The organism is Arthrobacter sp. UCD-GKA (assembly GCF_001863355.1).
Lineage (GTDB): Bacteria > Actinomycetota > Actinomycetes > Actinomycetales > Micrococcaceae > Paeniglutamicibacter.
The window spans coordinates 1-3,854 of record NZ_MOLR01000024.1; the positions used below are offsets into that span (position 1 = coordinate 1).

1 protein-coding gene and 2 rRNA genes are annotated in these 3,854 nt (G+C 57.9%); 2 read left to right on the top strand and 1 reads right to left on the bottom strand.

Annotated elements, in window-relative coordinates; all coding sequences use genetic code 11:
• The first annotated feature begins 73 nt into the window (after positions 1 to 73).
• Positions 74 to 190: ribosomal RNA gene (gene rrf / locus BLJ79_RS22115) — 5S ribosomal RNA — on the top strand.
• Between the two features lie 523 nt (positions 191 to 713).
• On the opposite strand, the gene BLJ79_RS23185 is transcribed toward rrf (BLJ79_RS22115), so the two are convergent.
• Positions 714 to 1,013, bottom strand: a complete 300-nt coding sequence (locus BLJ79_RS23185) for a hypothetical protein (RefSeq protein ID WP_139195025.1) — start codon at positions 1,011 to 1,013, stop codon at positions 714 to 716.
• Positions 1,014 to 1,265: 252 nt separating this feature from the next.
• On the opposite strand from BLJ79_RS23185, the gene rrf (BLJ79_RS22120) reads away from it, so the two are divergent.
• A 5S ribosomal RNA gene (rrf, locus tag BLJ79_RS22120) occupies positions 1,266 to 1,382 on the top strand.
• Positions 1,383 to 3,854: the final 2,472 nt, after the last annotated feature.

The following is a 3,854-nucleotide window of genomic DNA, read 5'->3' on the forward strand; positions in this document are numbered from 1 at the left end:
CAACAACCACTATTGTGGTCGTAACCCATTTTTCACGCCCCCGGACCCTGTCCGGGCAGTGCGTGGCTAGAGTTACGGCGGTCATAGCGTGGGGGAAACGCCCGGTCCCATACCGAACCCGGAAGCTAAGACCCACCGCGCCGATGGTACTGCACTCGGGAGGGTGTGGGAGAGTAGGTCACCGCCGGACACCCTGTCCCGGAACCCCCAAGCCTGTGGCTTGGGGGTTCCGATGCTTAACGCCCGTTCCCGGCCCCCGGCACCCGCCGGGGGCCGCACCCGCTTAAGAACCGGCACCGCAGGCCGGGCCCGCAGGCCGGGCCCGCAGGCCGGGCCCGCAGGAACCAGGGCACCGGGCCGGACGTCTCGCAAGCCACCTTCATGGCCAAAGCCGTTGATGGCGGACGTCGTATTGTGCCGTGCCAGGTGTTCTGGCGGGACCGGCAGACACCGATCATCACTGCGGTTCCGGGATACCTCTGCGATCCATTGCTTGACTCCTGCCCATTGAAGTTTCGAATCTGAAGCGATTTTCATAGTCGGATGGTTAACGACTTGCTGGGCTTCGTCGCTTGAAATGACTGGTCCGCGCTGATGCATATTGCCTGGACCATGCGCAGCTGCAAGGACTGAAGCCATGCACGCGAACCTGTCGCCACTGCAAATCGAGGAGATGCCTGAATGGATCGCCCCGATTAAAGCTAAGTACATCGTTAGTCGAATGACCGCCGGCGAGTCACCGTCGGATGCGAAAGCGGCTGCAGACACAAGCTTGGCGCAGAAATACCCCCAATGGCCGGCACCGAGAGAATCAATTGGTGTTCAACGTCGTTGCCGATGACGATGCAGTTGGTTAGCTCTGGGTCGGCCCGCAAACCAATGACCGTGCCGGCAAATGGTGGGTTTGGGATGTAGAAATCTGTGAGCCGTTCCAACGCAGGGGATACGGACGAGATGCCATGCTGCTGGCCGAGCACGAGGCGAGATGAGCCGGGGCCATTGAACTTGCCCAAACGTCTTCGGGTACGACGTCGGCGCCCGCAAGCTCTATGAGTCCCCGGGCTATGAATCGATATCCATTGGTTTGGAGAAGCATCTCGGACCAGGAAAACGTGGCTGTGACTGCCCTCACCGGCCAATAGGCGGCTATTCGTTCGCGCGGAGCCCATCGTTCCGCTATAGTTATTTATGAAGAACCACAGCACTTGTTGTGACTCGATAAAAGCCACCAGCGTTCCTGAATAAGGAATGCGCGGTAATAGAGTTACGGCGGTCATAGCGTGGGGGAAACGCCCGGTCCCATACCGAACCCGGAAGCTAAGACCCACTGCGCCGATGGTACTGCACTCGGGAGGGTGTGGGAGAGTAGGTCACCGCCGGACATAACGTCCCGGAACCCCTGAACATAATTGTTCGGGGGTTCCGATGTTTAACAGGCGAGAGCCTGAATCCAGACCTCGGTTCCGGATGACACTTGGGCCCATAAGAGCCTATAGAAGTGTGTCTGCCCGGGTGCGTTACCCTGAGGCCTTGGCCTGCCGGACAGAACCTAAGCAGGGCCAGTTGGCCCATCCCTTCAGTGTCAGCGGATCGGGCGCTTGTCTTGCTGTCTGGCATCAGTGGAGATCAACGACGTCGGCTACTGGCGTTTTGGCTCGAAGCTGCCGCTTGATTCTCATTCTCGCCCCTTCTCGAAAATATCCGCGAGGGAGCGATTGCGGTTAGTGGCTCATGGATGGAACCGCTCATCGGATTGGACGATGCCAGAGCCGCGCTGATCCTGGAAGGCGCACAGGATTGAAGCCGGAAGCTGGATCTCACCGCGTTTCATTAATCCGCTTAAGCTGTTGTGGCGAAAGTCCTGACGCTTGATGCATACGGTGCCTGCCATATGGCGGACCGAGTCGCTGCCTCCTCTGTTGCTCGGGCATTGGTAGCGGGCAACCATTCCGCTGGCAAGCGTTTGAACAACCTGTTCATGGTTACAGCGGTAAACCCGATGGGCTCCTCGTTCGTGTGGACGAACACCTGTAGCAAGCAAAATGCAGCTCCTGGATATTTAGTATTCGCGACGGTCGATATCGTGCGTGGAATGCCAGCAACTCCGCCGGCTCGAACGATTCGTCGACTCGACAGCTTGCGATGGCCTTGCACCCAGTTCCACGAACGTCGGATCTTCGCTACGCATGCACCGGTCTGCAGTGGGAAACGGTCGCACAACCAGCGGGATTGAGACGCTCTGGCATATGCGATTCCAGGGGTTGCCGTACTCCTTGGCACATCCCTGAGCCAAGAGAACAATAATGTGGGTTGAAGTGCTCCAAGGCTTTCGGACAGGATCTTGAGATCGCCGTTGTGCATGAAGATGCCTTGCTGCACGCATTCTCGTGCGGCAGGATGTAGTGACGGGAGCCCCACTTGTTGAACAACTGCAGCCAGCATATGAAGTCTCCTCGCGTCCGTGCCCAAACTACCCCTGGCGTGGAACACGTGAGGCAGACCTTTATCAAGCGCTTTGAATGCAGCATTGCAAATACGTGGACCTTCTTGATGGATAACCTTGACCAACCAGAAGCCGGGGAATGCCACTGAGGGAGGACCCGCCATCCACGGGACCCTGGAAATGTTTGACGGTCGGGTATGCCTTCGATTCGAGCTCAACGTGGATCATACAGTCGAGAGTGTCTGGCGGACGCTCAGCGTAGCCGATGAACTTTGGCGATGGTTCACCGGAGCAGTTGACTGGACCCGGAAGCGGGGAGACCTTCGAATCAGGAGGAGCCCTGCTTGAGGTGACCGAAGTTGATGCGCCGCATCACTTGGCCTGGACATATGCCGGCCAATTGCAAAGCTTTGCGCTTGCGGATGTGGGAGACGGTTGCAGGTCTGCCTTCGTCCTAGTCTTCGATGAGCTTCCACTTGCAGTGCAGACTGCAGCGGGGTGGGAAAGCTATCTCATGCGACTTGATCCGTATCTTCGTGGTGAGCATCTAACCGAGGCGAGTGCACATGGGTGGTAGGCCGAGAGCCATGAACTCTATGCCGAACGTTTCAGAGTTGACCCGGAACCAGGCCGCAAGTTCGCCGAGGCATTGCGTTCGGGCGAATCATGTGACTGCAAATCCGGGCCTTGCCTTGCGCACGCCCGTTGAAATAGATCCCTTCATGCACTGACGCTCGACCACATCTCTCGTAGAGGGAATGCGGTCCATCCCCGGGTGACGCTCTTCTGTTCAACAGCTCGCCACCGCGACTGAAGCAAGGTGCCATTTGAGCATCAGGCCGCATTGGCCATCTAAGGTGTCGCCGGGGTCACAATGTCACTTTTGGGGTTCCGGTGGTCAAAACCGCCCCCAAGGGCCGCTTCCGGGCTTCTATCCCGCGGTTTTTAACGAAGAGAGGGCCCGATTTGCGGTGGTGGGGAATGGTGTGTATAGTTTTCTAAGTCGCCGCGAGGGACACAGCGGGAAAGCCGCTGGAGGAATCGCCGGGCGTCCGAAATCTCTACCAAACCCCCCTCCAGTTTTTCCCGGTTGCCTTTGTGCGCCGGAGAATGACGGCGGGAATCGCATGCTAGACCAGGTCGGGCCGGAAACGGTGGATTTGCGTCGGGACACGCGGTGGGGTAAGGTAGACAAGTTGCTCCAGAGCGAAGCGCCGGCAGGAAACGTCAGTCCGGGTCGTGGAAGTTGGAAGCGTCTGTTGTTTGAGAACTCAATAGTGTGCCAAGTTTGTTGATACCAATTTATTTATTTTATTGGTGAATGGTTTCAGGGTCCGCACCCCCGTGTGGGCGCCTGGGGCAATTTGCCGGGATTTTTTTACTTGGTGCAACCCGCAACCCTTTTTCCAGG